The following is a 24,611-nucleotide window of genomic DNA, read 5'->3' on the forward strand; positions in this document are numbered from 1 at the left end:
GGTGTCTACTTTGAAACCATCATGCCCGAGTCTCAAGACCGCCGACAAGCAACCGGAAACCACATCGCAGAAAGTCGGCCCTCGAGTTTAACGAAACTCAAGCGAATCTGAGGCTAGTTTGAATCCAGTTTTCGAAGCGCCGGCGAGCGGCGCCTGAGGCGTCACATGTATAGGGCTTCGTGCCAATCAGGAGGGCGGGATGGCTAAGACCGTCCTGATCGTGGAAGACAACGAGCTCAACATGAAGCTCTTCCGCGACCTGTTGGAGGCACACGGTTACCAGACCTCCGGCACCAGCAACGGCTACGAGGCGCTCGACCTCGTTCGCAAGATGCGGCCCGACCTCGTGCTGATGGATATCCAATTGCCGCAGGTCTCGGGGCTCGAGGTCACGCGCTGGATCAAGGACGATCCGGAGCTGCGCGCCATTCCCGTCGTCGCGGTCACGGCGTTCGCGATGAAGGGCGACGAAGAGCGCATCCGCGAGGGCGGCTGCGAGGCCTATTTGTCCAAGCCGATCTCGGTCGGCAAATTCATTGAGACGGTCCGGCGTTTTATCGGATAGGAAGTGAGTTCAAAGTGTCCGCGCGTATCCTGGTTGTCGATGACGTTCCCGCCAACGTCAAACTCCTCGAAGCTCGCCTGTCCGCCGAATATTTCGACGTGATGACCGCCTCGAACGGCACCGAGGCGCTGGCGCTGGCCAGCCGCGCCGAATGCGACATCATCCTGCTCGACGTGATGATGCCCGACATGGACGGCTTTGAAGTCTGCCGCCGTCTCAAGACCGATCCGGCGACGCACCACATCCCCGTCGTGATGGTCACCGCGCTCGACAGCCCCGCCGACCGCAATCGCGGGCTGGAAGCCGGCGCCGATGATTTCCTGACAAAGCCTGTCTCCGACGTCGTGCTGATCGCGCGCGTGCGCTCGCTGACGCGGCTGAAGATGATGACCGATGAGCTGCGCATGCGCGCCATCACCTCGCTCGAGATCGGCATGCAGGCGCCCGAACGCAGCGCCGTGGCCGACACCGGCCGGGGCGGCCGCATTCTGCTGGTCGACGACCGTCAGTCCTCCTATGAGCGGCTGGCGACGATCCTCGCCGCGGAGCACACCATCGACGTCGAGCCGAACCCGACCGAAGCGCTGTTCCACGCCGCCGAGGGCAATTACGACCTGCTGATCGTCTCGCTCGACCTCAACAATTTCGACGGGCTGCGGCTGTGCAGCCAGGCGCGCTCGCTGGAGCGCACGCGCCACGTGCCGATCCTGGCGATCGCGGACCCCGAGAACTCGACCCGGCTGCTTCGCGGCCTCGAGATCGGCGTCAACGACTACCTGCTGCGTCCCATCGACAAGACCGAGCTGCTGGCGCGCGCCCGCACGCAGATCCGCCGCCGCCGTTACACCGATCATTTGCGCGACAACGTGCAGAACTCGATCGAGATGGCGATCACGGATGCGCTCACCGGCCTGCACAATCGCCGCTACATGGAGAGCCATCTGGCGACGCTCGCTGACCAAGCCTCGACCCGCGGCAAGCCCCTGGCGTTGATGATTCTGGACATCGACTATTTCAAGTCGATCAACGACAATTACGGCCACGACGCCGGCGACGACGTGCTGCGCGAGTTCGCGGTGCGCGTGCGCAAGTCGATCCGCGGCATCGACTTGGCCTGCCGCTACGGCGGCGAGGAGTTCGTCATCGTGATGCCGGAGACCGATCTCCACGTCGCCGGCATGGTCGCCGAGCGCCTGCGCCGCTCGATCGCGGGCGAGCCGTTCGCCGTCCACAAGGGCACCAAGCGCATCGAGGTCACGATCTCGATCGGCCTCACCACGTTGGAGCAGAAGGGCGAGGCGGTCGCCGACGTCCTCAAGCGCGCCGACACCGCGCTCTACCGCGCCAAGCACGACGGCCGCAATCGCGTGGTGTCGCAGGCGGCGTGAGGCCGCCTGCAACAAAAACTGCGAAAACAACCCCATGCACAGTAGCCGGCGTTAGCCGGATCAATGGCTTATGCGGGTAGCTAGGCGGACCTATGCCGATTGCCCGGGCGTTTGACACGTCGGGCGAAACAGGAGCATTTTGATAGGATCGGGCAGGGCGCGGTTGTTGCGCGAAGCCCTCTCCCCAAACTCCGCTGTTCCACAAGCTCCGCTGTCATTCCCCGCGAAGGCGGGGAATCCAGTACGCCGCGGCCTCTCGGTTCAATCACAACCGCCGCTGGAATACTGGATCACCCGCTTTCGCGGGTGATGACACCGAGTGATGCGGCAGCAGTGCTCAGTGTGGCGTGCGCTTGGCTGCCGTTGCCGGCTTCTCCGCATCACCCACATCCACCCCGGCATTCCGCAGCAGCACCTTCGCCGCTTCCTTCGCCGCGCGGGCCATCGCGGGGTCGTCGCGCACGAGGTCCTGCGCGATCGAGCCGTCGACCAGGAGCACCAGCTGTGTCGCGAGCGCATCCGCCTCCGTGACGCCGAGCTCGTTCAACCGCTCGCGAAACCAGACGCGGCGGCTTTCCTTGAAGGCGATTGCGATCTTCTTCACGGCGCGGTCCTTTGGGCCGAGCTCGGCGACCGCATTGACGAACGGGCAGCCGCGAAAATCCTTGGCCGCAAAGCGCCGCTCCAGCGAATCGAAGGTGCCAAGAATCTGCTCGGCCGGGGGCTTGTCGGAGGGGCGCGGCTTGACGAAGCGGCGCTCCAGATAGGCCGCGATCAGCGCGCCCTTGGAGGGGAAGTGGTTGTAGAGCGTGCGCTTGGAGATCCCGATCTCGGCCGCGATGGTGTCGACGCCGATGGCGCGAATGCCTTGCAGATAGAACAGCTTGTCGGCGGTTTCGAGGATCCGCTCCTTCATCGTCTGTGGTGTGGGCGGGGGAGCCATGCGGCAGCGTGCGTCCTGTTCGCTTGACAGCGTGCACCTTTCATAGCCTAAGTACACAGGTCTGTGTAACTAAAAACATCGAGAATTGCAGACGCCGGCGCGCGCGTCGCGCCGACGAGGGAGAAAAATATGCCCCTTTTGCAGGTTCTGCGTCCGACATTACCCATCCTGATCGGCGCCTCGATCATGCTGACACTGAGCATGGGGCTGCGGCAGAGCCTCGGCATCTTCATGCAGCCGCTGACGCATGACATCCACATTTCGATCTCGGATTTCACGCTGGCGCTCGCCGTGCAGAACCTCGCCTGGGGCTTTCTCCAGCCGCTCGCCGGCGCGATGACGGTGCGCTACGGCTTCCGCCCGATCATGATCGTGGGCTCGCTGATGTACATCGTGGGCCTCATTCTGATGGCGACCGCGAACGGGCTCGTCAGCATCATGATCGGCGCCGGCGTGCTGATCGGCACCTCGCTCGCCTGCACCGCGGCGGCGATCGCGATGTCGGTGGCCGCGCGCGCTGTGCCCGAGACCGTCCGCTCCACCGTGCTCGGCATCGTCTCCGGCGCGGGTTCGCTCGGCGCGCTGCTGTCGGCGCCGATCGGGCAGTTGCTCAACGAAGGATTTGGCTGGCGCGTCGGGCTCGCCGGTTTCGTGATCATGTCGGTGCTGATGATCCCTGCGGCCTGGTATGCCGGCCGCATCGACGCGATTCCGCTGCCGAAGCCTGCCGCCGACGACATCGGGGATGCCACCGCCGCGACGGCAGCGAAGACGGCGTTCGGCAACGCGTCCTTCGTCGTGATGACCTGCGCCTATCTCGTCTGCGGCATGCAGCTCGTGTTTCTCACCACGCATCTGCCGTCCTATCTGGCGATCTGCGGCCTCGATCCGATGCTGAGCGCGCAGACGCTCGGCATGATCGGCGGCTTCAACGTGCTGGGCTCGCTGTTCTTCGGCTGGGCTGGCCAGCGCTGGAACAAGCTGGCGCTGCTGGGCGGCATCTACATCCTGCGCTCGCTCGCGCTCGCCTGGTATTTCATGCTGCCGGCGACGTCGTTCTCGACGCTGCTGTTCGGCGCCATCATGGGCTTCCTCTGGATGGGCGTCGGCCCGCTGGTCGCCGGCGCCGTCGCCGAAATGTTCGGCCTGCGCTGGCAGGCGATGATCCAGGGCCTCGCCTTCATGAGCCACCAGATCGGCAGCTTCCTCGGCGCCTACGGAGGAGGGGTGCTCTACGACACGCTCGGCTCCTACACCATGGCCTGGCGCATCGGCGTGGCGCTGGGCCTGGCCGGCGGAATCATCCAGGTCGCGTTCGCGCTGATCCGGCCGTCGCAGCCGCCGTCGCCGGTGCTGCGGACGGCGTAGCGGGGCGGTGCTCGCGAACGTCAGAGGGAGCTTGCAGGGGACGCCGTGCTGTTTCGTCGTGATGGCAGCGTGTGACCCGAAGCTTGGCGCGCGGACGAACTTTTCTCCGGCTGTGACGTTGCAACAATTCATGATCCTGCAGGCGGATGGCGCGTCGTCGCGTGCGCCATCCGCTCCTCCACATGGGCCCTAAGCTTTCAGGTCCGTGATCCGCATAATCGCGACCACATTCCCGTCGTTGTACGCCTGTTCTTTTGTTTCCTTGTTGCAGGTCCAGACAAAATTCTTCTTGCCCGTAAAGGTCTTTCCGTCCTGCTCAAGCCGAAGCTCCCCTTCGGTGATATGGCAGATCATGGCATTCATCATCGGGGGCCCCATGGTCTTCGCCCCCGGCTGCATGATGACATCGCGCATTGAGACGGTCTTAAAACCTGGGATCAGGGATGGTGTCTCGCCTTCATATTCACGCACCACGACACCTGGCCAAGGCGTCATATCCTTGTAGCCTGTGGTTTGAGCGGCGGCTGGCCTGACCATGGCAGCCGAGGCCGCTGCCAACGCGATTCCCAGTGCGGACCTTCGATCGATCTTGCTCATCGCTTTCTCCCGACGTTACCGAACGAGCCGCCGCATAAGCAGCGCGCAAAGTTCGTGGTGAACGGTGGTCGAAACCGAAAAAAGAACGGCTTCTAAGAGAGCGTGCTTGCCGATGGCACCAGTGCTGCTCGTTTGCCCAGACGGTGATTTCGGCACATCCCACTTTAAGGGCAACGACATTCTACGTCACCTGACGAGTCTGGGGAACATGTGAAACGAAGTCTCTGCCTGGCCCACGGGAAGGTCCGGATTTGGCCCCAAGCGGTCGACCCGGCATGTCCGCTAGATGTCCGCTCCTTGGGGCTGAAGCAGACTTGATATGCTCAGCCCGAGTTCTTCGGGGGGGACCCGAAGCGGACGTGCGTCGTGGTCGCAGCGATATCCGCCTACTGTGCCGACATCGAAATTAATAGCGGGTTGACGATCGGAGCAGGCGGATTTGTCATCTCGGACGGAGATACTGCTGCGTCGTTGAGATTGCGGACCGGGCGCTGCGATGCGGAGGGCGTGCTTAGGGCCAAACTCAACTTCTTCAGCATGCGCCGGAACTCGTGATCATACGACGCGTCGACATCGCGCATCGTTGAAAACGATGTGACGAAATATTCCTTTAATCGGTCGATCGATTCTCCATCTCCAGAGAGAATACAAGCACTGTTGGCCTTTCATATCCGGTGGTGAGTGAGCAAGCTTAAACTCTGCGGTACCGGGGCGGCGATGTGTGTGGCCCTGGAGTGGCTACTACGGGCCCAAGTTTGGCGTGCCTTGACGTGTTCGGCGTGTGGGACTTCCACTGCGGGATTAGGAGTAAGATGAACAATCACCTTCGGCATGCAGCGCTTGCTGTATTCACTGTCATGCTGCCGATCTTTACAATCGGTCACGCTCGCGCCCACGATTATCAGCACCCCGAGTTGAACAGCTGGTATGAGAGCTTGCACAGTGGCAAAGGGCCTTGCTGCGATGGCAGTGATGCGAAGCGCGTTGATGACGCCGATTGGGAAACTAAGGACGGTCACTATCGCGTACGCCTTGATGGCGAGTGGGTTGATGTTCCGAACGAAGCTGTCGTGGATGGACCGAACCGCGCTGGCCGTACGATGGTCTGGCCTTACTACCTAGATGGTCATCCGAAGCCGCGCTGCTTCATGCCGGGAAGCATGGGCTGATAGCGAGCGCGGGGATGCAAGCCTGAAGTAGACCGGGCGCTCTAGCACCCGTCGTCTCCTTCCACGACGGTCGACAGGAAGCTGGAACGAGCCAGATCACATGCAATCGGTTTCGAGAACGAGGTGCCAAACCATCTACTCGTCAACGAACCATCGTTGGTGACCCAGGGGATTGGCGGCAGTTGCGGCAGATAAGATGCATACGGCATCACTTTCGCAAGCGTCACTCTGACCAGATACTTTGCAAGAAAAGCCTCGTTCATTCCGCCGTCCAGTCCGCTATAGATCGGGGCTGCCGGCACGTTGTCATTGAGCAATCGCGCGAATTCGAGTTCGTCGGTACGTTGCTTCTCAAGCGCCCGCCGCGCAATTTTGGAATCCACGACAAACGCGGGGCATTTATCGGTGGGACTGAACACGAGAGGATACGGCGAATTTGGTGGAGCTTGCGCATCGAACACATAGCGTCGATTGCACACGTCCACCTTAGGTTCGAGATGCGTCCTCTCGAAGTGATCGTTGCCGACTTTGAGCATTTTCCAGAAGGAGAGGTTCGGGCTATTTCGATGCTGCGCCAGGTTTGCCGGCGTCAGGCGGAATGGATAAGCCTGGACCTGAAAGGACGGTCGGCCGCCGAGGGAGTCCCGCGCTAGCGAATAGATCTCGCTTATCTGTTCGTCGGTCATGGCATAGCAACCGCTCGATGAGCAGTCGCCATGGATCATGAGTAAGCTGCCGTCGCGATTGTTTGCCTTGTCGAAGCTGTTGGGAAAGCCGACGTTGATCGCGAGATGGTAATCGGAGTTGGGATTCATCAGCTCGGGAGTAATCGTATAGAACCCCTCTGGAGCCTGACGGTCACCCTCCTTCAGTTTCGGCCCGAGATCCCCCGACCACCGACAGATCGGGTACACCTTGAGGATTTTGAAGAGGCCGGTGGTGTCCTGTTTCCAGACTTCGAGCTCCGCCTCTTGCTTGAAGACGCGCACAAGGATAGGCGAGTATTTTGGCATCTTCTTTTGTCGGAGCAGCGAGAGCAACTCGGGTGGTAGCTCCTTTGTAGCCTTGGCCGGCAAGCGGTTGCTGTTTTCGCCAAGGCAGGTGGCCGGCGACAACGCCGCGAAAAAAGCTGCAGTCAGCACAAGCGCACGGAGTGCCGTGGCGCCGATCACGACCTTACCTCGGGCGTGGAATCTGCTCATTTGGGTAGCGTGTAGTCAGTGGGTTCGTAAGGCAAGCCCAGATGGACGCAGTCACCGGAGAAGTTCGAGCTTATCGTTGGCCTTGGGGATGCCAAGACGCTCGGTCTCGTCGTCCGCTTCTGGCCCATCAGCGAAGTGGCGACACCTTTCATTGAGGTCCGCCTGGTGAGGTAGAGCGGACTGACTTTGCTCACTCTGAGTTCTTCGCATTGTGATCCAACTGAGACATTGGCGGTCCACTGCGCAACGGCTTTGAAGCCGGTTTCAGCCCTATCCGAATATTCGTGTTAGCCGCTAAGGCTGGTGGAAGGGCTGCGCGCTCAACGTTTCGGGGTGCGCCCGCGGATGTGGTCAAAGCCTTGCTTGATTGCGGCGAAGCGCGCTTCGATCATCGGCTCAAATTCGAGGTCGGTGAAGATATATGGCAAGTCCTTTTCGACGCCTTCGCGGACGAGTTCGCCGACATAGTTGGGTTCTATGCCCTGAGAGATGCGTTCCCGGAGCATATTGATCCACTCGGCACGTGGGCCCGAAGTCGGCAAGGCAGGAAGCGCCCCCTCGAAGCGTTTGGGGAGATTGCGTCTCGAGTCCATGATTTGAGTGCGGATGATCCCTGGACACAGCACCGATACGCCAATCCCTCGGGGCGCGAGTTCACGCCGCAGGCCCTCGGACAGCGCGACAACGCCATACTTGGAGACGTTGTATGCATTGCTCTCCCCTGAAATGAGGCCAGCGATCGAGGCTGTGGAGACGATGTGTCCACCCTCGCCATGCTGCTCGATCAACGGCCCGAAAATCTCGATCCCCCAAATGGTCGCCATCAGGTTGACGCCCATGGTCCAGTTCCACGACGCCTCGGTCCAGGCGCCATAAGGCCCACCGGCGCCGACGCCTGCGTTGTTGACGAGGATATGCACCTTGCCATAGCGGGCAGTCGTGGCTTCGGCGGCCGCCACGAGTTCGGCTTTGAGTGAAACGTCCGCTTTCACGCCGTCGACATCGACGTTGGTGAGCCTCAGTTGCTCGAGCGCTGCGGACAGAGCCGCTTCTTCAATGTCGCAAAGCATGACCTTCGCCCCCGCTTGGGCGAAGGCGGTCGCGATCCCCAGTCCAATGCCTGACGCTGCACCGGTTACGAACACAGTCTTTCCAGCGAGTTCCTTCACGCGCATTCTCCCTGTGCAAGCGGAACACTCTCGCCCCAAAACGCCAAGTGTACCCGGACGCCATATGACCGCGTTTTCGCGCGATTGGGAAGCGTGCCGGATGTCCGTTCGTGGTCAACTGTCTACATCGCCAGGGTCACCTGCTTCACTCTCCCTCAAGCCAAATTCCTGCTTCGCTGAGAGCTTCTAAAATGCGTTCAATATCTTCGGGATCTGGCTCACGGTGATCCGGCCGTCGCGGCCGCCGGCGCCGGTGTTGCCGACGGCGGAGGCGGGGCGGTGCTCACTAACTTCAGCTTGGGAGCTTACAGCGGACGCCGTGCTGGTTCTTCGCGATGGCAGCTTGTGAGCCAGAGCGGCCATCAGCACCGTCACATGCTGCAGATACCGGACCTTAACCTTTGGTTGCTTAGGTTGACGGATTCAATCAACGAAAGGGGCATGCAACGTTCGGCGGGAATCTCAGCTGCCGCAATGGTCTTGTCGCTCAGTCAATCGGTGACGCCGGTGCTTAAGAAAGTGATCGTGGCGGCAGCGCTTTGCGGGGCGGCAGCAATCTCCGCTGCCCTCCTGGTGACGGATTGGCCTGTCCCGCATTCGCGCCGGACTGGTTATTTCGATGTTACAACATCGGAAAAGGCGGACCTCTCACACATCGACGAATGGAATCGCGCGGCCAAAGCCAAGTATGGACCGGATGCATCGACATATGCGTCGATGTCTTCCCATGGGCTGACATGGGTGGCCCGTGTCGGAGACAAGGTTGTCGAAACACGTCCCTTTGGATTTTCCGTTTACGGCTTTCTTGGCGTGTTCATGGTGTCGAACGTGGAGAGCTTTCCGTTCGAGCTTTCGATCGAACCAAAAGATCCTGTTGAGCCGGGCCAGACCGTCGACAAGGTCAAGGCTCGCTTCGCGAAGACGGCCCCGGCGGAGGCGCTTGAATTTGGCAACCGTGAATGGCGGCCGGCTCACTGCCATTCCCCCAAACCACCTGAGTTCGGGTTTCCGTTGTACTCTTCGGACCTTCGTGTCGATACGAGCTCGATTTGCCTGATGCAATCCGATGGGGGCCCGTATACCGCGTTGGTCGGCTTTGCGCGCGTCGACGCCAGTTTCTGGGTGCGCCTGCTCTCCCGCAAAGTGTGCCGCATTCTGGCGGCATCCTGGGTCGAATCGATGACGTCGCAGCCGAATGCGAAACGTCCCGACTATGTCGCCTGTATGCTGGCGACAAAGGCCGGCGGCTCGGAGCGTGAGGTCATCGCGGCTCGCTTCTTCGAGGTCCGCGATGACAAGACTTTGGCGGTCTTCGACTGAGTTTCGGTGACCGACGTCGCGTCTTGAAGCTTCATGTTTCGACTTCCGCTTATGGCCCATCGTTGACATGGAGCGACCAGGTATCAACGTCGTCTTCTATGCGCATGGCGGACGCGACAATTCAGGAGCATACATCTACTTCTTCGCTCGTGCCTTGGACGCGACGCGGCGCTTCGGGGGGCGCGCTGTCACAAGCGTCGGCACCCGAGGCGTCTCCTCCGGCAGAACGAGGAGCATGAGGATCCGAGGAGAGTCACGCGTTGGCCGTGATGCGCAACGCGTCATGGAAAGTTCGAGACGCCATCTCGACGGCGCCTCGAATCCAACCGGGTCATCTGGCCATCCGTTCGGACATCCACGTGATCCGGTGACTTGCGGCTTTGCGTTACCTGCAAATATGGCGGTTGCCGTCCCACCCGAGGTAGGTGCTCGTCGCCGGATCGTAGGATCGATAACGCTCCGCGCAGGAACGTGAAGCAGTGCCATCCGCGCGAGCCATGGCGCTGTCCGCGCCTTGCGCAGGAGCTGCGCCATCCGGCAATTCGAGGCCCAGCCGACCGGCCGGCGTCAGCGTGCCGTTCAGGTTGCGATTGGGGTTCTCGGCCTCGTACGTATCGGGATGGCTGCTCGCAAAGCCGGATTGCGCGTAGGCGGCGCTTGCGGTCAGGCCCGACAACAAAGCCACGGCAGCGAGAATTTTAAGTCCAGTCATGGTCCATCTCCATCATTGCCCGGTGCAATCGTGCTGCCGGTGCGAGAGGAGTTGGATCGACATCTGCGCTGAACAAGCTCGCTTGATCGCATACCCGCGACCTGACGCGGTCTCGTCGTTCAAATGCAGAAAGAATCGTTTGCTTGCGGAACGCAAGAGAATGGTCCACCGCCGTCATGCTCTCGTGCTCCGGGCGCAGCTCAGCGTCACCTCGCCGGTGCGCTTGCGCGCGACCGGCGGGCGACGCTGGGCTAGCTGCGGCCAGCGCTGGCCGACATCGGGTCCAGGTTCAACTGAAACAGAAAGCCCGCGGGCGGTATGGACTAGCGACGTCCTGATCGCTTGAGTTCGGCGACTTTAAACCTGTTGCCGGCCTGCAGGCTGCTGCAAAACCAGTGGGCCTTGTTTCGGTTTTCGCCCAGGAACACCTTGGTTTCAACGCAACCCTCGTAGGATGTATGGGTGATGGTGTCTCGGCACGTTGGCGAGAAAGGTCCATAGTTCGTACCGCCGCCCGACTCGCTGCATCCGACCCAGGGATCTTTGCCGCTTGGGAAGCTTGATGCACAGCCACCGTTGCAGCTGCTGGCGACTTTCTCCAGGCTGGCAATCCTCCCCATCACCGAGCCCGGCGCATACGAAGGCGTGCTCGCGGTTGACGTTCGAGCGGTTGACGCAGTCCGACGCGGCGCCGTTGTGTTTGCTCCCCGCTCCGACACGTGCGGCTTTGCCACCTGTTTCGGCGCGTCGACCGTGACAGGGGGAATCGTGGCGGCGGACCCAGTCGGGATTTGCGACGCTGCCGGGGCGCACAGCAAGGCAGTTGATAAGACAGCGACGGCTGAGGGCACGACAAAGCTTGACGAGAATTTCATGAGCATGTCCTTCCCAAATTCGGGACGGAGATGCCGCCCCGGTAAATGCACGGTAACATACATTTCGGATTGGGCAACCGAGGGTTGAGGTGGCATCTGCCTATAAACTCGCCATCCACACAAAGCGTGGCCCTCGGCGGAACGGCTCTGGATTGCTCTGTCGCAAGAGCTCCTCGCAACGACGGCGTGGAGAAGGAGCCGCGCGTCTACTTCAGTCTCGTGCCCCGGACGCAGCGCAGCAGCGTTGCGCACTGCAGCGCGTCCGGGACACAGGAGACTTGCCGCGAGATTCCGCTGCCTGCTCGCAGCAATCGGCTCCGTGTTTTTTTGGAAACGCGCCGGCTTCGTGAAATACGCGATCAATTTGCGATCGTACAACGAGAAGCCGCGCGTTGAGAGTCGGTGAGGTGTTCACGGGCAATTGTTGTCGATCATGACCGATAGATGCAGGTCGTGAGCGACGTGGAGGCGTTTCACTTCTCCGAAAGCTCATCGAAGTTCCAGCGCGGTGGACCGACGAGGAAGAAAAAATGAAACAGGGGACGCCCACAATGATCGGCCTGCGACGCAGGGAATTTCTTGCTGGGACGGCCCTGCTGCTGTTCAGCGCGACGACCGTCAAAGCCGCCACAATCGCAGGGAGGTTGCCCTGGGCTCCAAATGCGGGAAATCCGCCGCCGCCAATCAAGCTTGGGCCGTGGGAGTTCTTCAACGGCGAAGAAGGCAGAGCCATGGAGGCACTCGTTGATTGCATCATCCCGCCGGATCCGGAGACGCCGGGCGGCAAGGATGCCGGCTGCGCCGTGTTCATCGACCGGCAGCTGGCTGGGCCTTACGGCCGGCAGGAGGGATTGTATGTGCGCCCACCGTTTCAGGCCGGCCTGAAGAATCAGGGCCATCAGTCGGCGAACGGTCCGGCACAGGATTATCGGGACGGTCTCGCTGCATTCGATCGTGCGTGCAAGCAGCACAGTGGTGGAAAGCCCTTCGCCGAGCTCTCCGGCGACGACAGGATCGCGCTTCTGAAGGCGGTCGACAAGGGCGAGCTCAAGCTCGACGGCGTCGACGGCAAGGCGTTCTTCACGCAACTCGTCAAGGACGCCCAGATGGGATTTTTCGCGGACCCGATCTATGGCGGGAACCGCGACATGGTCGCGTGGAAGATGATCGGCTATCCGGGCGCGCGCTACAACTATCTCGATTGGGTGAACCGCCACAACGAGCGCTTTCCGCTGCCGCCGGTTGGCATGACCGGCAACGCGCAATGGACGAGGTCGTAGCATGTCCCGAAGGCTTCCCAGGAAAGACGTCGTCATCGTCGGTTTCGGCTGGACCGGCGCGATCATGGCTAATGAGCTGACCGACGAGGGGCTCGAGGTCATCGCTTTCGAGCGCGGTCCATGGCGCGACGCGCCGACGGATTTTCCGCCGGGCTACATGCAGGACGAACTTCGTTATCGCATCCGGCACGAGCTGTTCCTGCGTCCGGACCAGCTGACGTTCACGTTCCGCAACAAGATGGACCAGACGGCGCTGCCGATCCGGAGCTGGGGCGCGTTCATGCCGCCGAACGGCGTCGGTGGCGGGGGCGTGCACTGGAATGCCGAAATGTGGCGGTTTCTCCCGTCGGATTTCGTGCTGAAGACACATCTGACCGAACGCTATGGCGCGGCGTTCCTGCCCCCGGATATGACGATCCAGGATTGGGGCGTGACCTATGACGAGCTCGAGCCGCTTTACGATCGCTTTGAATATCTGTGCGGCACGTCGGGGACGGCCGGAAATCTGAGCGGCAAGATCATGGACGGCGGCAATCCGTTCGAAGGGCCGCGGTCCCGTCCTTATCCGACCCCGGCGCAGGCCCAGCCGTTCAGCCATATGCTGTTCGGGAAAGCCGCGCGCGAGCTCGGCTACAAGCCGTTCCCGCAGCCTTCGGGCAATCTCTCGCAAGCCTATACGAACCCGCTGGGCATGCGCCTTGGCCCCTGCACCTATTGTGGCTTCTGCGAGTGGTTTGGCTGCGGCAATTATTCCAAGGCCAGCCCGCAAACAACCATCCTGCCGCATCTCATTCGAAAATCGAACTTCAGCCTCCGCGACAATTCAGAGGTTGTTAGGATCAATGTCGATCGTTCAGGCAAGCGCGCTACCGGCGTGACATTCGTGGACTCGAGCGGCGAAGAATGGGAGCAGCAGGCCGACCTCGTGATCCTGTCGGCTTACACGATGTTCAACGTGCAGCTTCTTCTGCATTCGCAAATCGGGCAGCCCTACGACCCCGTCACCAACACTGGGGTCGTCGGCCGAAACTACACCCACCAGACGATCTCGTCGGTCAATGGCTTCTTCGACAACAAGAAGTTCAACTTCAACCCGTTCATCGCATCGGGTTCGATCGGGATGTGTATCGACGAGTTCAACGGCGACAATTTCGATCACGGGCCGCATGGTTTCGTCGGCGGCGGCTATGTCGGCCAGGTGCAGACAGGTGCTCGTCCGATCGAAAGCACCCTGGTGCCGCCGGGAACGCCGGCATGGGGCGCCGACTGGAAGAAGGCGGTGAAGGACAATTATCTCAGCACGGTCAAGCCCGGCACCGGTGTGCATGGCAGCTTCTACGCCTACCGCGACATCTACCTGGATCTCGACCCCGCCTATAAGGACCGGTTCGGGCGTCCGCTGATGCGGATCACGATGGATCTCAAGGAGAACGAGATCAAGCAGAACAAGTTTCTCACCGACAAGTTCGCCGAGATCATTAAGGCGATGGGCGCTGAAAAGCTCGCCGTGCAGTATCGAACCGCGCCATACGACATAACGACCTACCAGACGACGCATCTCAACGGCGGTGCGATCATGGGGGCCGATCCCAAGACAAGCGTCCTCAACAAATATCTGCAGAGCTGGGATGTCCCGAATCTGTTCGTGATGGGGGCAAGCGCCTTTCCGCAGAACGCCGGCTACAACCCGACGCTCACGGTCGGCGCGCTCGCTTATTGGTCGGCGGCCGCGATCCGGAACCAGTACCTCAAGAATCCCGGAAGGCTGGTCGATGCGTAGGATTCCTCGCGTATGCACGCTCGTTTGCGCAGTGCTCGCTTCGGCGTCGCTGGCTGGCCGCGCGCATGCCGGCTCCGCAAACATGCAAGAGTTCACCCAGATCGAACGCGGGCGCTATCTGTCGATCCTGTCGGACTGTGCCAGCTGCCATACCGTTCCCGGCGGCAAGCCGTTTTCGGGTGGGCGGCCGATCGAAACGCCGTTCGGCAACATCATATCGCCCAATGTCACGCCCGATCTGGAAACGGGCATTGGAGCCTGGAGCGACGATCAATTCGATGCCGCGGTGAGAAAGGGTATCGGACGAACCGGCGCGCATCTCTATCCGGCCATGCCTTACAATGCGTACACCCGGATGTCGCGTGACGATGTGATGGCAATCCGGGCCTATCTGACTTCGCTGGAGCCGGTCCGAAATTCGCGCAACGCGGATACGCTTCCGTTTCCATTCAATATCCGCTCAACGATGATCGTGTGGAACGCGCTCTACTTCACGGCAGGTGAATACAAGCCGGACCCGACCAAATCCGCCGAATGGAATCGCGGCAAGTTCATCGTCGACGGGCCGGCGCATTGCGGAGCCTGTCACACGCCGAAGACGCTGCTCGGAGGCGACCGAACCGATCAATATCTGCAGGGAGCAAATCTCCAGGGCTGGTCGGCGCCTGACATCACCAACAACCGGCGGACAGGACTGGGCAGTTGGACGGCAGACGATGTCGCGCTCTACCTCAAGACGGGGCACAATCGCGCTACCGCTGCGACAGGGCCGATGGCGGAGGCCGTCGAGCTGTCGACGTCCAGGATGAAGGATGAGGATACGAAGGCTATTGCGACGTATCTGAAATCATTGCCGGGCAACAAGGATGAGGCGAGGCTTGCCCCGGTGGGTGCGAACGTGATGGCGGCCGGAGGCGCGATCTACCGAGACCAATGTTCCGCCTGCCACGGGATCGAAGGCAAGGGCGTTCCACACCTGTTTCCCGCCCTCGCAGAGTCTACGATGGTGCAATCAAATGATCCCACAACGGCAATCCGAATGGTGCTCCGTGGTGCGCGAAGCGTCGGCACCAAGGCCGAGCCGACGGCACCCGGCATGCCGTCCTACGGCTGGCAGCTCGATGATCGCCAGGTCGCGGCGGTGCTCAGCTTTGTCAGAAATAGCTGGGGTGGTGCCGCTGCCCCGATCGATGCAGCCGAAGTGACGCGTGTTCGGTCCGACACCGCTTTACGCAACGACTGAGCCGGCCGTCCGAGACGTGAGCCGCAAAATAAAAACGGGGCCGTGAGGCCCCGTCAAAAGTCCGTAGCTTATTCCGCGATCTTACTTGATCTTCTTACTTGATCTTGGCTTCGCGAAATTCGACGTGCTTGCGCGCGACGGGATCGTACTTCTTCTTGACCAGCTTGTCGGTCATGGTGCGCGAATTCTTCTTGGCGACGTAGTAGAAGCCGGTGTCAGCCGAGGACACGAGCTTGACCTTGATGGTGACCGCTTTGGCCATGTTCAGAACCTCAGGAATGAAGGGAATCTGGAGCCGGCCAAACGGCCCGCATTGGCCGGCAACCTAGCCAGAAACCGCCTGATGTCAAGGTTTCACACCCGGAAAACCACCCAAAACGGTCCCATTACGCCTCGAAGAACCGGTTTTTCGGCCGCGGCAGGCCCAGATTCTCCCTCAAAGTGGCCCCTTCATACTCTTTGCGGAAAATCCCGCGCCGCTGCAGCTCCGGCACCACCTTGTCGACGAAATCGTCGAGGCCGGCCGGCAGGAACGGGAACATGATGTTGAAGCCGTCGGAGCCGCGCCCGACCAGCCATTCCTCCATCTGGTCGGCGATGGTCTTGGCCGTGCCGACGAAGGACAACCCGCCATAGCCGCCGACGCGCTGGGCGAGCTGGCGCACTGTGAGCTTGTCGCGCCTGGCGAGGTCGACCATGCGCTGGCGGCCGCTCTTGCTGGCGTTGGTCTCCGGAATCTCCGGCAGTTGTCCGTCCGGATCGAAGCCCGAGGCGTCCGTGCCGAGGATGACCGAGAGCGAGGCGATGGCGCTGTCGTAATGCACGCGGCTGTCGAGCAGCGCGCGCTTCTCCTTGGCCTCATCGACGCTGTCGCCGACCACGACGAAGGCGCCGGGAAGAATCTTGAGATGTTCGGGATCGCGGCCGATCTTCTCCATGCGGCCCTTGATGTCGGCATAGAGTTTTTGGCCGTCGGCGAGGGGGCCGCCGCCGGTGAACACGGCTTCCGCCGTCTCCGCCGCAAGCTGCCTGCCGTCCTCCGATGCGCCGGCCTGCACGATCACCGGCCAGCCCTGCACCGGCCGCGCGATGTTGAGGGGGCCGCGCACCTTCAGATATTTGCCGTTGTGGTCGAGCACGTGCATCTTCGCGGGATCGACGAACACGCCGCTTTCGACGTCGCGCACGAAGGCGTCGTCGGCGAAGGAATCCCAGAGGCCCGTGACCACGTCGTAGAACTCGCGGGCGCGCTTGTAGCGCTCGGCATGCTCCATGTGGTCGTCGAGGCCGAAATTCAGCGCCGCGTCCGGATTCGAGGTGGTGACGATGTTCCAGCCCGCGCGCCCGCCGCTGAGATGGTCGAGCGAGGCGAAGCGGCGCGCCACGTGGTAGGGCTCGTCAAACGTCGTCGAGCCCGTCGCGATCAGGCCGATGCGCTCGGTGACGGCGGACAGCGCCGACAGCAGCGTGAACGGCTCGAACGAGGTCACGGTGTGGCTGCGCTTGAGCGCGTTGACCGGCATGTTCAGCACGGCGAGGTGATCGGCCATGAAGAAGGCGTCGAACCTGCCGGCCTCGAGCTTCCGGATCAGCGTCTTGATATGGCTGAAGTTGAAATTGGCGTCCGGCCAGGCCCCCGGATAGCGCCAGGCGCCGGTGTGGATGCTGATCGGGCGCATGAACGCGCCAAGCTTGAGTTGCCGTTGTGCCATCGCCCCGTATCCGTTCTGGGTGTCGTTGGGGAAGACATAGGGACGCGTGGGGACTCCGCCATTGGGGGAGGCGGGAAGATTTTTTCGTTTTTTGATCGACTCTCAGCACGTTCGCGTCATTCCGGGGCGCCGCGCGGAGCGGTGAGCACAGATGCGCAATTGCGCATCTGAGAAGCCCATCAAGCCGCAGACACTGATGCGAGGAAGCTACTGCCCCCGCGCCCTTTGATCGAAGGCGCTCAGCACGGCGAGCGTCATCGCGGTGACGCCGGTCCGGATGGTCGGTTTCGGCACCGGGGCGAATTGCGGCGAGTGGTTGCCGGGAAGCGGCGGGCCGCTGCCGTTACGCGCGGCCGCGACGCGGTCGGGCTCATAGACGCCGATGTTGAAGAACATCGAAGGCACGCCGGCGTTGACATATTCTGAATAGTCCTCGCTGGTCGTGTTTGCCGGGCTGACGTTGAACTTGTCGCCGAAGGCCACTTTCAGCACCCGCTCGGCCTGGCCGACGACAGCGGCATCGTTCATCACCGCCTTGGTCCCCTCGTCGAGATGGATTTCGGGTGCCGGCGCATCCGCCATCGCCGCCACCGCCTTCGCCGTCCGCTCGATCCCAGCCAGCATCCTGGTGCGCACCTGCGGCTTGAAGCTGCGGATCGTGCCGATCACCCTGGCCTCGTCGGGAATGATGTTGCCGGCGGTGCCGGCGTGGATCGCGCCGATGGTGACAAGGCCGAATTCGGTCGGGTCCTTTTCGCGGCTGATCACGCTCTGCACGTCGACGACGAAGCGGGATGCCATCATCACGGGATCGATGGTCGCCTGCGGTATCGCACCATGGCCGCCGCGGCCAACGAATCTGATGAAGAGACCGTCAACATTCGACGATCCGACCCCGACCCTATAGGTCACGGAGCCGTAGGCTCCACTGCCGTCGTGCAGGGCAAAACCCGCGTCGGGCTTCGGAAAGCGGGTGAACAGGCCATCGTCGATCATCGCCTTTGCGCCCGTGACCTCTTCCTCGGCGGGCTGCGCGATGAACATCAACGTACCGTGCCACTGGTCCTTTATGCCGACCAGGGTCTTCGCTGTGCCGACCCAGCTCGCCATGTGGATGTCATGGCCGCAGCTATGGGCGACGAATGTCTCGCGGCCCTGCCAGATCTGCTTGTCGCGGCTGGCATAGGGCAGGCCGGTCTTCTCCTCCATCGGCAGCGCGTCGAGCTCGGTGCGAACCATGATGGTGGGACCGTCGCCGTTCCTGTAGATGGCAACAAGGCCGGTCTTTCCGACGTGCTCGGTGACCTCAAAGCCAATCGCACGCATCTCGGCGGCGAGTTTCGCCGCGGTCTTCACTTCCTGGTAGGCAACCTCGGGATGGGCGTGGATGTCCTTGTAGAGCGCGTCGAGCTTCGGGTATTCGCTCTCGAAGGAGGTCTCGATCGTTTGCTTCAATCTGGCGACGTCGAGCTCCGCATGGGCGGGCGGGGAGAGCAGGCCGCACAACGCCACGGAAGCGAGCAGAGGCCTTACGAACCGCGTCATCCGATTCTCCAGTCGTTTAAGCGCCCATTCCCTCACCTAGCACATCTCGCCGCATCTTGCCGCGATAGAAATGGAAGAACGGCACCGGCGCATCGGGGCGTCTCTTCGAACCAATCCGCCTCTCGCTTCGACCAAGCCATGACCTCGTGAGGAGACCCGACATGGCAGGCGCAATGACCGTGGACGGCGGCACCGTCCGCATCGACCGGCCCATGCCCTGGGTCGGCCGCCTGCTGTCGCTGCCGCTGCTGGCCGCGAGCGGTTATCTCTTGTGGAACGTCGGCCTCGGCCTGCGCCAGGATTTTTCCGGCTTCGGCCGGCTCGCCGATGATCTCGTGCCGGTGCTGGTGTTCACGGGGTTGGGACTGCTCGTCGGCATCCCCGGAATGATCCTGCTGACGTACCGCACTTTCGTCGTGCTCAACGAGACGCTGCGCCAGATCGTCATCACCAGGCAGTTCGGCCCGCTCAATATCCGCAGCCAGCGCGATCTCGCCGACTATCACTTCGTCAGCATCACCGACGACTACGATGCGGATCTGACGACCTACGACGTCAATCTCTGCGGCAACAGAGGCACCGAGCCGATCACGCTTCAGAGCTTCACCAGGCGCGAGGAGGCGGACAAGCTCGCAAGCGAGATCGGCCGCGTCCTGAAATTGCCCGCGCGCGACTATGTCGGCACCGAGCCTGATGATTCCTGATTAGGTCCAGCCACGGCCTGTTGCTACCCGTTGCGGAAATTGCCATCCTCGCGGCCTCACACCGCAATGGAAGGCCATGACCTCAGCGAATAACTCCATTCCCGCGCTTCGACCGCGCGGCAAGGGCCACCAATTCCTGTTGTATGGCGACTCCTGTTCGGGCGTGCCGGGTGCATTGCACGAAAAGACCTTCGCCTCGGTCAATACGGTCGTTCAACGCCTGAGGCCGCAGCCTGAATTCGTTCTCTTCCCGGGCGACGAAATCATCGGACTGACGCCGGATCCGGACGCGCTGCGCGCGCAGTGGCGCTATTGGCTGGATACGGAAATGGCATGGCTCGACCGTGCGGCCATTCCGATGTGGCACACAACCGGCAATCACACGACCTATGATTTGATGAGCGAGGCGGTGTTTCGTGCAGTGCTCGAGCTGCCGAAAAATGGGCCGCCGGGACAGGCGGGCCTCTCCTACTTCGTGCGACGCGGCGACCTCCTGATGGTGTTCGTCAACACGCTCTGGAGCGGCCTGGGAGGTGAGGGCCATGTCGAGCTCGGGTGGCTCGAAACAACTCTCAGCGCGCATGGCGATGCCCGACACAAGCTCGTCCTTGGCCATCATCCGGTGTTTCCGATCAACGGCTTTACGGGGACGTATCAGCGCGAGATCGGCCACGAATATGCTCGCCCGTTCTGGGACATCCTAGTGAACGAAAACGTGCTTGCCTATCTGTGCAGCCACGTCCTCGCCTTCGATGTGCAGGCGCATCGCGGTGTCCTGCAGATTTGCACCGCGGGCGCGGGAACGGCTCACAGGATGCCGGAAGGCGTCGAGTATCTGCATTGCATTCAGGCCGCGCTTGACGAGGAAGGCCTGCGTTATCAGGTGCTCGATACCGACGGCGTTGTCAGGGAGAGAATGGAATGGCCGCTGCGCGATCCTGATCCCGCCCTGTGGAGGGAGCTGCCGCTCGGGGAAACCGAAGCGCCGTTCAGCGGATGCGTGGAGAGCGGGCGGCGGATCGAGCTGAGACTGGTGGGGCAAAGCGCTGCGACCGATGTCGCAGCGGCCCAGACGATTTTCACGGCTTTCGCGCCGGGTTCGATCGCGCCGTTCTGGCTTGGGCTTCGGGGACCGAGGCAAACCCTGACAGCCATCGTTGCTCGTGAGCCGGGGCGAAGCCCAACCTATTGGTTTGGACCTGATCTTCCGGCGGGCGAGGGTTTCGATATTCACGTCGCGATCTACCCGGACATGGGCCCGGGCGGTCTCTTGTATCGTCGTCACGATTCCACGCGCTGGTCGTCTTTCACCTCTGCGACGGCGCGAGGGTTGGAGCAGCTTGTGTGGCCGCAGCGCTGGGCGATCGGCCACGGACAAGGTGGCAGCGAAGACCGCGCCTTCAGAGGTGCCGCGCTGAGTTTGCTGATCGCGTGAACGAGCCTGGAGAGTTCGGCGGCTGGATCAGCACAAGATATCCTTCTGCATCTTGCCGCCGTAGAAATGGAAGAACGGCACCGGCGCATCGTGGCGGAGCGGGCCGGTGGCAAGGCGCGTGTCGAGCTCGTTGAGCACGTTGCGTGTCATCGGATGCAGATCGGCGAGCGGCTTTGAGCCGAGTTCGACCCAGACCAGCTCGACCAGTTCGGCATCCGCATGGATCACCCCCTCGACGCGGTGGGTGATCGCGGAAGCGTCCGCGGTGAAGAAGCGGGTGTCGAACCGCTTGACGCGGCCGGGCGGGGTGATCGCACGCGCGATCAGGAACAGGCTGGAGGGGTCGGGCAGCAGGCCCGCATCCGCGAACGGCTTCCAGGCGCCCTCGAGTTTTGCTTTCCCCTCGGTCTTGCGTCCGAGGCAGAGGCCGGTCTCTTCGCAGGCCTCGCGGATTGCGGCAATCGCCAGCGACTTGGCGCGCGAGGCCGGAGTCTTCGGGCTGCCCTTGGCGAGATTGGCTTCCAGCTCGGTGGTGATGGGTGCTGCACACGGCACGCGGTAATCGTCCTTGTCGACGCGGCCGCCGGGGAAGACGAACTTTCCGGGCATGAACACCACCTTGTCGTGGCGCTTGCCGACCAGGACTTTTGGAACGCTGCCGCTGCGATCGACCAGGATCAGCGTCGCCGCATCGCGGGGGCGGAAATAGGGATGGTGGTCGGCTTCCTTGCCCTCGTGGATCTTGGCCTTCTCGGCTCCCTGCGACGTATCCGTCATGTCCTCACCCAAACCGCTTTTTGATTATTTGCTTAGACCGGCGGAATACCATCCGGAGGGTTGTCGTCAAAGCCGTGCATGCGCAGAGCCCATTGCAAGCCGACCACAGCTCCCTTGACCGGCTGGAGCAGCGCGAGCGAGGCGACGAAGGTGAAGGGCAGATAGGCCGCGAAGCTGAGCCAGACCGGCGTGGTGTAGTTGGTCTCGATCCAGAGGATCGTGGGCACCACGATGTGGCCGACGATGACGATCACGAGATAAGCTGGCAGATCGTCGGCGCGATGCGGCGTGAAATCGAGGCCGCAGACCGAGCAATTGTCCGCGGTTTTGAGAAAGGCGCGGAACAGCTTGCCCTCGCCGCAGCGCGGGCAGCGGCTGCGGAAACCGCGCTTCATGGCCGTCCAGACGTCGCGCTTCTCGACGAGGCCGGTCTCGCGCGTCCAGATCTTTGGGGCCGTGCTCGTCGTCACCATGCCTTGCCCTTCTGCCCCCCGCCTTTTCCTTTGTTCTTGCCCTTGCCGGGCTTCTTCTGTTTCGCCGCCTTATGTTTCTTCGCCGGACTGCGTCCGGGATGCGCCTTGAACGAGGGGCGGCGTTGCGGACCGGATGGCCTGCGGCCGCGCGGCGCGGTCTCGCCGGTCGACGACAGCAGCTCGAAGCGCAGCGCGCCTGCGATGGGAGCTGCTTCTATCAGACGGACGTCAACGACGTCACCCAGCTGATGCATGGTGCCGCTGCGCGTGCCGACGAGCGCGTGCCGGCTCTCGTCATAGTTGAAATATTCCGTGCCAAGGGATCGGATCGGGATCAGGCCGTCGGCACCGGTCTCGGCGAGCTTGACGAACAGGCCGGCGCGGGTGACGCCGGAGACGCGGCCCTGGAAACTCGCGCCGATGCGGTCAGCGAGGTGATGGGCGATCAGCCGGTCGACGGTCTCGCGCTCCGCCTTCATCGCGCGCCGCTCGGTCACCGAGATATGGGCTGCGACCTCGCCAAGGCTTTCCGGAGTCTCGCTGTCGGGTAGGGCGCCCTCGCCGAGGCCGAGCGCGCGAACCAGCGCGCGGTGCACGACGAGGTCGGCATAGCGGCGGATCGGCGAGGTGAAATGCGCGTAGCGGCGCAGGTTCAGGCCGAAATGACCGTAATTCTCGGCGGAATATTCGGCCTGGGCCTGGGCGCGCAGCACGACCTCGCTCACCAGCGGGAAGTGGTCGTGGCCTTCGAGCTGCGCCAGCACGCGGTTGAACAAAGCCGGGCGCAGCGCGCCGCTTTTCGCGAACGGAACGTCCAGCGTCTCCAGAAACTCCGCGAGTGCGTGGACCTTCTCCAGCGTCGGCTCGTCATGCACGCGGTAGATCAGCGGGAGCGACTTCTTCTCCAGCATCTCGGCCGCCGCGACGTTGGCGAGGATCATGAACTCCTCGATCAGCTTGTGCGCATCGAGACGTTCAGGCACGACGACGCGATCGACCGTGCCGTCGCTCTTCAAGAGGATCTTGCGCTCGGGCAGATCGAGATTGAGCGGATCGCGTTCGTCGCGGGCGCGCTTGGCGCAGGCATAGGCGGCATAGAGCGGCCTCAGGATCGGATCGAGCAGGGGGCCGGTGGTGTCGTCGGGCCGACCGTCGATCGCAGCCTGCGCCTGCGCATAGTTCAGTTTCGCCGCCGAGCGCATCAGGATGCGGTGGAAGCTGTGCGAGCGCTTCCGCCCGTCAGGGCCGAGCACCATCCGCACCGCGAGCGCGCCGCGCGGCTCGCCCGGCACCAGCGAGCAGAGATTGTTGGAGATGCGCTCGGGCAGCATCGGCACGACGCGGTCCGGGAAATAGACCGAGTTGCCGCGATCGAGCGCGTCGCGGTCGAGCGCGGTGCCCGGCCGCACGTAGAAGCTCACATCGGCGATGGCGACATCGACGATGAAGCCGCCTCTGTTGTTCGGATCAGGATCGGGCTGCGCATGCACCGCGTCGTCGTGATCCTTCGCATCCGGGGGATCGATGGTGACGAGCGGGACGTCGCGCCAGTCTTCACGTCCCTTCAGATTGGCCGGCTCCGCCGCTTCGGCTTCACGCTCCGCCGCGGGCCGGAATTGCAGGGGGATGTCGTGCGCGTAGATCGCGATCAGGCTGATCGCCTTCTCCGACTTGACCGAGCCGAGCTTCTCCTTGACCCGGCCGGACGCCAGCCCAAAGCTGCGGGTGCGGACGATATCGACACTGACGAGGTCGCCGTCCCGGGCGCCGTGCGTGTCGGCCGCGGCGATGTTCAGCTCGCGGTCGGCGGACTTCTTGTCGACCGGGACCAGCCGTCCGCCGCCTTCGGGCAGCTCGCGGAACACGCCGAGGATGCGGCTCTTCGTCTTGTCGAAGACCTTGATGATGAGGCCGCGATAGGCCGGGCCTTCGTTCTCATCCGAGCGCTCGACGCGCAGCAGCGCGCGATCGCCGATTCCGGCCGCGGTGCCGGGCTTCGGCCGGCGCGGCATGACGATGAGGATTTTTGGCGGTTCACCGCTTTCGACCTCGTCCCATTCGGTGGGGGAGGCGATCAGCTCGCCGTCACTGTCACGGCCGGTGATGTCGGCGACCAGCGTCGACGGGAGCGCGTCCGGCTCGGAAACCTTGTGGCGTTTTTTCTTGATGGTGCCGTCGTCGGCGAGCTCGCGCAGCATGCGCTTGAGCTCGATGCGATCGGCGTTCTTCAGGCCGAACTCGCGCGCAATTTCGCGGGTCCCGACCTTTCCGGGATTTGCCTTGATGAAGGCGACGATGGCGCTCCGGTCGGGAAAGCCATGGTCATTCTTGCGTTTCACTTAACCTCTAATTCT

21 protein-coding genes are annotated in these 24,611 nt (G+C 62.4%); 10 read left to right on the forward strand and 11 right to left on the reverse strand.

What is annotated here, in order from left to right; all coding sequences use genetic code 11:
- Positions 1 to 199 precede the first annotated feature (199 nt).
- Together AB7290_RS17750 and AB7290_RS17755 are read left to right on the forward strand one after the other, a co-directional pair.
- Positions 200 to 565 carry a response regulator gene (locus tag AB7290_RS17750; protein ID WP_008566616.1) on the forward strand — a complete coding sequence of 122 codons (366 nt, stop codon included), beginning with the start codon at positions 200 to 202 and terminating at the stop codon, positions 563 to 565.
- Positions 566 to 579: 14 nt separating this feature from the next.
- Complete coding sequence (locus AB7290_RS17755) at positions 580 to 1,953, forward strand: PleD family two-component system response regulator (protein WP_028150565.1); 1,374 nt, start codon at positions 580 to 582, stop codon at positions 1,951 to 1,953.
- 337 nt (positions 1,954 to 2,290) lie between these two features.
- Here the strand turns inward: AB7290_RS17755 and AB7290_RS17760 are convergent, their stop codons facing one another.
- Positions 2,291 to 2,896: a TetR/AcrR family transcriptional regulator gene (locus AB7290_RS17760; RefSeq protein ID WP_085405559.1), complete on the reverse strand. Its 606-nt coding sequence runs from the start codon at positions 2,894 to 2,896 to the stop codon at positions 2,291 to 2,293.
- Positions 2,897 to 3,025: 129 nt separating this feature from the next.
- Between AB7290_RS17760 and AB7290_RS17765 the strand changes: the two genes are divergently transcribed.
- Positions 3,026 to 4,264, forward strand: a complete 1,239-nt coding sequence (locus tag AB7290_RS17765) for an MFS transporter (RefSeq protein WP_085405560.1) — start codon at positions 3,026 to 3,028, stop codon at positions 4,262 to 4,264.
- A gap of 189 nt (positions 4,265 to 4,453) precedes the next feature.
- On the opposite strand, the gene AB7290_RS17770 is transcribed toward AB7290_RS17765, so the two are convergent.
- On the reverse strand, positions 4,454 to 4,861 hold the full coding sequence (locus AB7290_RS17770) for a hypothetical protein (RefSeq protein ID WP_085405561.1): 408 nt from the start codon (positions 4,859 to 4,861) through the stop codon (positions 4,454 to 4,456).
- Positions 4,862 to 5,673: 812 nt separating this feature from the next.
- On the opposite strand from AB7290_RS17770, the gene AB7290_RS17775 reads away from it, so the two are divergent.
- The gene (locus AB7290_RS17775) at positions 5,674 to 6,030 is read left to right on the forward strand and encodes a hypothetical protein (RefSeq protein WP_223154002.1); all 357 of its coding nucleotides are present in this window, start codon (positions 5,674 to 5,676) and stop codon (positions 6,028 to 6,030) included.
- Positions 6,031 to 6,071: 41 nt separating this feature from the next.
- Here the strand turns inward: AB7290_RS17775 and AB7290_RS17780 are convergent, their stop codons facing one another.
- Together AB7290_RS17780 and AB7290_RS17785 are read right to left on the reverse strand one after the other, a co-directional pair.
- Complete coding sequence (locus tag AB7290_RS17780) at positions 6,072 to 7,202, reverse strand: murein L,D-transpeptidase family protein (protein WP_354133603.1); 1,131 nt, start codon at positions 7,200 to 7,202, stop codon at positions 6,072 to 6,074.
- A gap of 350 nt (positions 7,203 to 7,552) precedes the next feature.
- Complete coding sequence (locus tag AB7290_RS17785; protein ID WP_085398842.1) at positions 7,553 to 8,401, reverse strand: SDR family NAD(P)-dependent oxidoreductase; 849 nt, start codon at positions 8,399 to 8,401, stop codon at positions 7,553 to 7,555.
- Positions 8,402 to 8,842: 441 nt separating this feature from the next.
- Between AB7290_RS17785 and AB7290_RS17790 the strand changes: the two genes are divergently transcribed.
- Positions 8,843 to 9,721, forward strand: a complete 879-nt coding sequence (locus AB7290_RS17790; protein ID WP_144030602.1) for a hypothetical protein — start codon at positions 8,843 to 8,845, stop codon at positions 9,719 to 9,721.
- Positions 9,722 to 10,106: 385 nt separating this feature from the next.
- Here AB7290_RS17790 and AB7290_RS17795 read toward each other — a convergent pair whose 3' ends face one another.
- Positions 10,107 to 10,433 (reverse strand): BA14K family protein, encoded by a 327-nt coding sequence (locus AB7290_RS17795; protein ID WP_063982797.1) that lies wholly within the window; start codon positions 10,431 to 10,433, stop codon positions 10,107 to 10,109.
- A gap of 1,426 nt (positions 10,434 to 11,859) precedes the next feature.
- Here AB7290_RS17795 and AB7290_RS17800 point away from each other — a divergent pair.
- The 3 genes from AB7290_RS17800 (at position 11,860) to AB7290_RS17810 (ending at position 15,611) form a co-directional block, all read left to right on the forward strand.
- Entirely contained in the window at positions 11,860 to 12,588 is a 729-nt protein-coding gene (locus AB7290_RS17800) for a gluconate 2-dehydrogenase subunit 3 family protein (RefSeq protein ID WP_275552125.1), read from the forward strand.
- Between the two features lies 1 nt (position 12,589).
- Positions 12,590 to 14,368, forward strand: coding sequence for a GMC family oxidoreductase (locus tag AB7290_RS17805; protein ID WP_085398837.1), 1,779 nt, complete (start codon positions 12,590 to 12,592; stop codon positions 14,366 to 14,368).
- Positions 14,369 to 14,450: 82 nt separating this feature from the next.
- A complete protein-coding gene (locus tag AB7290_RS17810; RefSeq protein WP_245343937.1) occupies positions 14,451 to 15,611 on the forward strand; it encodes a c-type cytochrome in 1,161 nt (386 codons plus the stop codon).
- 94 nt (positions 15,612 to 15,705) lie between these two features.
- On the opposite strand, the gene rpmG is transcribed toward AB7290_RS17810, so the two are convergent.
- The 3 genes from rpmG to AB7290_RS17825 form a co-directional block, all read right to left on the reverse strand.
- Complete coding sequence (gene rpmG / locus AB7290_RS17815; RefSeq protein WP_007603295.1) at positions 15,706 to 15,873, reverse strand: 50S ribosomal protein L33; 168 nt, start codon at positions 15,871 to 15,873, stop codon at positions 15,706 to 15,708.
- Positions 15,874 to 15,997: 124 nt separating this feature from the next.
- The gene (locus tag AB7290_RS17820) at positions 15,998 to 17,323 is read right to left on the reverse strand and encodes an LLM class flavin-dependent oxidoreductase (RefSeq protein ID WP_085398835.1); all 1,326 of its coding nucleotides are present in this window, start codon (positions 17,321 to 17,323) and stop codon (positions 15,998 to 16,000) included.
- A 207-nt stretch (positions 17,324 to 17,530) separates the two neighbouring features.
- Positions 17,531 to 18,868 (reverse strand): amidohydrolase, encoded by a 1,338-nt coding sequence (locus tag AB7290_RS17825; RefSeq protein ID WP_085398834.1) that lies wholly within the window; start codon positions 18,866 to 18,868, stop codon positions 17,531 to 17,533.
- Between the two features lie 161 nt (positions 18,869 to 19,029).
- On the opposite strand from AB7290_RS17825, the gene AB7290_RS17830 reads away from it, so the two are divergent.
- Both AB7290_RS17830 and AB7290_RS17835 read left to right on the forward strand, forming a co-directional pair.
- Complete coding sequence (locus AB7290_RS17830) at positions 19,030 to 19,572, forward strand: hypothetical protein (RefSeq protein ID WP_063982801.1); 543 nt, start codon at positions 19,030 to 19,032, stop codon at positions 19,570 to 19,572.
- 76 nt (positions 19,573 to 19,648) lie between these two features.
- Positions 19,649 to 21,007: a metallophosphoesterase family protein gene (locus tag AB7290_RS17835; RefSeq protein WP_085398833.1), complete on the forward strand. Its 1,359-nt coding sequence runs from the start codon at positions 19,649 to 19,651 to the stop codon at positions 21,005 to 21,007.
- Positions 21,008 to 21,034: 27 nt separating this feature from the next.
- Here the strand turns inward: AB7290_RS17835 and AB7290_RS17840 are convergent, their stop codons facing one another.
- Genes AB7290_RS17840 through rnr form a run of 3 tightly spaced genes read right to left on the reverse strand, consistent with a single transcriptional unit; the run spans position 21,035 to position 24,596 of the window.
- Positions 21,035 to 21,784 (reverse strand): NUDIX hydrolase, encoded by a 750-nt coding sequence (locus AB7290_RS17840; protein WP_085398832.1) that lies wholly within the window; start codon positions 21,782 to 21,784, stop codon positions 21,035 to 21,037.
- A 32-nt stretch (positions 21,785 to 21,816) separates the two neighbouring features.
- The gene (locus tag AB7290_RS17845) at positions 21,817 to 22,257 is read right to left on the reverse strand and encodes a DUF983 domain-containing protein (protein ID WP_063982804.1); all 441 of its coding nucleotides are present in this window, start codon (positions 22,255 to 22,257) and stop codon (positions 21,817 to 21,819) included.
- Positions 22,251 to 24,596 (reverse strand): ribonuclease R, encoded by a 2,346-nt coding sequence (gene rnr, locus AB7290_RS17850; RefSeq protein ID WP_085398831.1) that lies wholly within the window; start codon positions 24,594 to 24,596, stop codon positions 22,251 to 22,253. Before rnr ends, AB7290_RS17845 begins: the two co-directional genes overlap by 7 nt.
- Positions 24,597 to 24,611 lie beyond the last annotated feature (15 nt).

This window comes from Bradyrhizobium sp. 613_E4_N2_2 (assembly GCF_052075995.1).
In the GTDB taxonomy this organism is placed as follows: Bacteria; Pseudomonadota; Alphaproteobacteria; order Rhizobiales; family Xanthobacteraceae; genus Bradyrhizobium; species Bradyrhizobium barranii.